This window comes from Rufibacter glacialis (genome assembly GCF_008271745.1).
Taxonomy (GTDB): Bacteria; Bacteroidota; Bacteroidia; order Cytophagales; family Hymenobacteraceae; genus Nibribacter; species Nibribacter glacialis.
Genome location: NZ_VKKZ01000004.1, coordinates 1 through 4,072, shown reverse-complemented (window position 1 = coordinate 4,072; position 4,072 = coordinate 1). Strand labels below are relative to the sequence as shown.

General features: G+C 39.2%; 7 protein-coding genes. All 7 read right to left on the bottom strand.

From position 1 onward, the window contains the following. Positions 1–184 precede the first annotated feature (184 nt). The 7 genes from FOE74_RS00865 to FOE74_RS00830 all read right to left on the bottom strand — a co-directional run bounded on the left by FOE74_RS00865 (position 185) and on the right by FOE74_RS00830 (position 3,933). A complete protein-coding gene (locus FOE74_RS00865; protein WP_149096728.1) occupies positions 185–760 on the bottom strand; it encodes a hypothetical protein in 576 nt (191 codons plus the stop codon). 375 nt (positions 761–1,135) lie between these two features. Then, positions 1,136–1,441 (bottom strand): hypothetical protein, encoded by a 306-nt coding sequence (locus FOE74_RS00855; RefSeq protein ID WP_149096726.1) that lies wholly within the window; start codon positions 1,439–1,441, stop codon positions 1,136–1,138. Between the two features lie 119 nt (positions 1,442–1,560). Continuing rightward, entirely contained in the window at positions 1,561–1,899 is a 339-nt protein-coding gene (locus FOE74_RS00850; protein WP_149096725.1) for a hypothetical protein, read from the bottom strand. 96 nt (positions 1,900–1,995) lie between these two features. Further along, positions 1,996–2,367 carry a hypothetical protein gene (locus FOE74_RS00845; RefSeq protein ID WP_188687153.1) on the bottom strand — a complete coding sequence of 124 codons (372 nt, stop codon included), beginning with the start codon at positions 2,365–2,367 and terminating at the stop codon, positions 1,996–1,998. 149 nt (positions 2,368–2,516) lie between these two features. Beyond that, positions 2,517–2,852, bottom strand: coding sequence for a hypothetical protein (locus FOE74_RS00840; protein WP_149096723.1), 336 nt, complete (start codon positions 2,850–2,852; stop codon positions 2,517–2,519). Between the two features lie 109 nt (positions 2,853–2,961). Then, on the bottom strand, positions 2,962–3,411 hold the full coding sequence (locus tag FOE74_RS00835) for a hypothetical protein (protein WP_149096722.1): 450 nt from the start codon (positions 3,409–3,411) through the stop codon (positions 2,962–2,964). Positions 3,412–3,507: 96 nt separating this feature from the next. Then, positions 3,508–3,933, bottom strand: coding sequence for a hypothetical protein (locus tag FOE74_RS00830; protein WP_149096721.1), 426 nt, complete (start codon positions 3,931–3,933; stop codon positions 3,508–3,510). Positions 3,934–4,072: the final 139 nt, after the last annotated feature.

The following is a 4,072-nucleotide window of genomic DNA, read 5'->3' as shown; positions in this document are numbered from 1 at the left end:
AATCTCGGCCATTCATAATTTCTGCTAAGGTAACTTACTGCTTTTGCCCACTTAATTCTGCTACTCTAGCTGATTCTTTTTTTCTGCCGTGAAGCCCGATGAAAGATTCTTCAAATTAGCTCTAACGTACTTGTGTAAACGGCGGCGGAGGCCGTCGGCCGATGCTGGCGTTTACACGTTGTTCTCAGTTGTTATTCTTTAGGTATATTTCCATCAACCCATTCTTTGCCCGATATCCATAGAAGGTTGGGTTTGGCGTCTCATAGAAGTAGATATAAGACACTTCATTTACCTTTAAGCTCTTTATCAGTTTTTTGCTTTCCTGCTCAGGTAAAAGGTTTCCATTAACCACAATAGCTATACAGCTATCACACCTACTGTCCTTTAGTTCAATACTTAAAATAAAAGAATCTACGTTCCGTTTAGCTAATTTCAGGAGTTGCCGCTTTTCTTTTTTCTTTTGGTATTGTCCTTTTCCTAATACCAATACATAGTCGCATTTTGAATGGGGTAAATTTGTCAAATCCCCAAGCACAAATACCTTAGTTTCTTCCTTTGATATTACTTTCTTCCCGCTTTCAATGTCAGATGATTCAATTGGAACACCGTCAATAATAACCATTGAGCATATGTCTAATGAGTCGGGTTGCTTATTATATTTGGCTAATATTCCTTTTTTTAGCTGCTCCACTGAATAACCCTGTGCATTGCACTTGAACGTTAGCAAATAAAGTAGACAGCACAAGTAAAGGAGCTTCATTTTTTATAATTACTGAGAACGTCTAGTGCATGAGGCGTGCTAGGCCGTCGGCCGTAGCATGGCTTATGCAGATTGTTGGTGGAAGCTTTTCTTGACACGCTACCACAATTTCTTCCACCAAGGTTTTTTCTGTTTTTCTATGTAGCTTATTCTTTCAGCCCTGTTCATTTCCTCCAAATCCTCTTCTATCTGTTTGTCAAGTGCAGGCCAACTCTTATGATTTTCTATGCTATAATCTGCATATAGAGAAAGGAAGTCGGTTATTTCCCTTTTTACCTTGTCTAAGCTTCCATACACTTTAGTGTTAGCCAAGTCAAACTCATCGTCGAGTTGATATATATAACCCTTTTCAAGCTCTGTGAAGTCAGCCTCATCTTAGAGGTTATACATTGTCCTGACTATTCTTTCAAGTTCTTCTCCTTCTACAAGCCGCTTGTAGAGTAATCCGAGGATTGCTTTACCATTAGCCAAGGAGTCGGACTTTAAGAAGTTACCCAGATAAGAAATACAGTCATTATTAGAATTAACAAGAGATAATTCAATGAAAAATATGTCTGGCTCTTCATCTTTTAAGATTATTTTATCGGCCCATGTGGTTACTTCTTCCTTACTGATAAGACCGCTTGCCAAACCAGCTTTGAACAAAGTCAAAAGCTCCTTGTATTCTTTCGGGTCTTTCATAGTTTCATAATTAAAGTTACCACCAACGGACTGGGCTAAACGGCGGGCGAGGCCGTCGGCCGAAGGCTGACGTTTAGGTGTTGTTAGCTGTTGTTGTTCTTCTCTTTTAGCAATTTTTTCTAATATTCGTTTTCTAGCTCTAATATTATAAGGTCGGGCTTTTCTACCGAATATCTTAATCTAATCGAATCACCCTCGTCAAGGTTTTCAGGATTTTTGTCCCAACCTAGAGATGCTTCATATATCCTCTCACTTATTCTGTATTTCACTCGGATTGTCCGTCCCTTGTAATAATTGATGTCCGTAATGATACCTTTTGAGTATTCATAGTTATTGTTGACAGTTTCAATTCTTTCTTTGATTTCTTCATCTGTTCTTTCTGAGCACCAATAAAACGTTCCAATTATCGTGACTGCTAATGCAACGTTGAATAGTATCAGTTTTACTTTTTCACTCATTTATTTTTTTTCAATAACAGCTAACGGTCTCGTATAAACGACGGTCGAGGCCGTCGGCCGAAGGGTGACGTTTATGCATTGTTAGCAGCTGTATTTCTATTTGCTCACATTGCTCCATATTTTTAATGGAGAAGGACTGATTATTTTCAATAATAGGTAATCTATTGCTAAGGCAGTAATAAAGTATATGAAAGGGAATTTGGCGTCAACTTTGTCTCCTAACTTTCCGTCAATTTGTTCCAGAAGCATAAAAGCAGGAAAAATCCCTTTTTCGTATAGATAAGCGTAAGTCCAGGCAAAGCTTCCTTGTCCCGCTATGTCAGGGTCGGGTTTGCCCATAAGAAGATACAATATGAGCCAATATGCTCCCTCAAATAATATCAAATACCTTAAAGACTTTTCAGTTTGATTCAGTCCAATAAGATTTTTGTCGGGATTTTTAAACCCAAACACTATCCAAGGTATCAAGAGTAAAGTCGAAATGAACATTTATTTAATATTTGATATTGCTGCTAACGGCCTCGTGCAAACAGCGTACAAGGCCGTCGGCCGAAGTATGGTGTTTGCACAATGTTGGGCGTAGTAATTTTTCTATTTTACTTCAAGACTTGTATATGCTAAGATTGAATAAAGTCCAGCCATTCTTCTAACAATTTCTTGAAGTCCATAATTGGAATGCGTCGGTTCATGTATCCAATCTGAACTGTACCTTCTTTTGGGTAAATATCTAAAGTTGAGCCTAATACTTCACCCCAATCTTCCTGAATCGGTTCTCCATTAAGAGCTTTTTGTAATGCCTCTATCTGCTTCTCTGTAATCCGTTTGTCACTACTGCTTATATGGTAAGTAAGTTCTCTGTCGTATAAGTTTGCAGTTTCGGCGTCATAAGATGTGCCACCAAAAGGAGCATTTCTCCTAAAGAACTGGATTCCATATTCTTCTCTTTTATTCATTGGAGAAAAGACATTTTATTTATTACGCCCAACGGTTAGTATAAACGACGGCGAAGGCCGTCGGCCGATGCTGGCGTTTATACAGTGTTGTGCGTAGGTTTTCTTTCTTTTACCAGATGTATAAGATGTTCTCTTCTTTGCTGTCTGTAATAGCGAAGTCACCTTTGCCAATCAGAAATTCGGTCATTGCAGTCGTTAACTGTTTTAATTTGTCTTTCCCGAACTGGATTTCTAGTTCTCCGCTATTCTCAATCACTGCCCAAAAGTCATCTGATACATTCTTCCTTGAATTTAATGTCAACTGGTGAGTCGTTTTCCAACCCGCTTGTCCGTTTTGATTATTGGGCACCTTTAGTTGCGCTTGTGTCGGTTCTTCGGTTGTCAGGATTTTCTTTGTTGACCATTCACATCTGTCCATCAAATCCAACAAGCTGATTAGAGTTTGGCAAGCTGCTTTATCGGCTGTCAGATTCCAGCCTGGGTAATTTCTTTGGTTGTCTTTGTTTTTCCAGATGAAGACCTTTCCGCTAACCTTAAACTTCTGAATCTCCTCTTTCATATTTTAACTTACGCACAACGGTTAGTGTAAGCGGCGGCGAGGCCGTCGGCCGAAGATGCTGTTTACACAATGTTAGGCGCTGGTGTTTTATTCTTCTTATTCTTCTTTTAATCTTGTCACGTTGCCTCTTAATTCAGGCCTGTATCTCCAATAAACTTTTTTAGCAGAAATCCAGTTAGCGTCCTCGTCTCCAATTTCCCATTCTTGCTCGTCAGCCCAGTAAAAGATGTCCGCTCCTTTTTTGAGGGTCGCATCATAGATTACTCCATTGTAATCAGGTTGAAATGGATGGAAATTAAATCTATAGACATCTTCAAACTTTAACTCAAGTATTGTATTCTTATCGAATTGTCGCTGAAAAAGCAGAGTAGCAACATTCTTATTTTCAAAGTGCATTGCTAATCTTTCATCTACAAACTCTCTTGTCGATATATGAATGTCGCGCAAACAACTGTCATGGAAGTTCCCATAGTTTTGAAGAAGTTCTTCTATGTCCGCTTCTGTTATTATTTCTTTCCACATATTTTCACTTGCGCCTAACGGCCGCGGCTAAACGACGGCCAAGAGTTTTGCCTGGTTGTCTTTCAAAGTACCAACTCCGGCCGTAGAAAGCAAAGCGGCTGCACCTGAATACAACTTGGCTGACGTTTAGCTTGTGTTA

Coding starts and splice junctions, on each gene's coding strand:
- FOE74_RS00850 (WP_149096725.1), bottom strand. CDS start 1,899: ATGAGTGAAAAAGTAAAACTGATACTATTCAACGTTGCATTAGCAGTC.
- FOE74_RS00855 (WP_149096726.1), bottom strand. CDS start 1,441: ATGAAAGACCCGAAAGAATACAAGGAGCTTTTGACTTTGTTCAAAGCT.
- FOE74_RS00865 (WP_149096728.1), bottom strand. CDS start 760: ATGAAGCTCCTTTACTTGTGCTGTCTACTTTATTTGCTAACGTTCAAG.
- FOE74_RS00835 (WP_149096722.1), bottom strand. CDS start 3,411: ATGAAAGAGGAGATTCAGAAGTTTAAGGTTAGCGGAAAGGTCTTCATC.
- FOE74_RS00840 (WP_149096723.1), bottom strand. CDS start 2,852: ATGAATAAAAGAGAAGAATATGGAATCCAGTTCTTTAGGAGAAATGCT.
- FOE74_RS00830 (WP_149096721.1), bottom strand. CDS start 3,933: ATGTGGAAAGAAATAATAACAGAAGCGGACATAGAAGAACTTCTTCAA.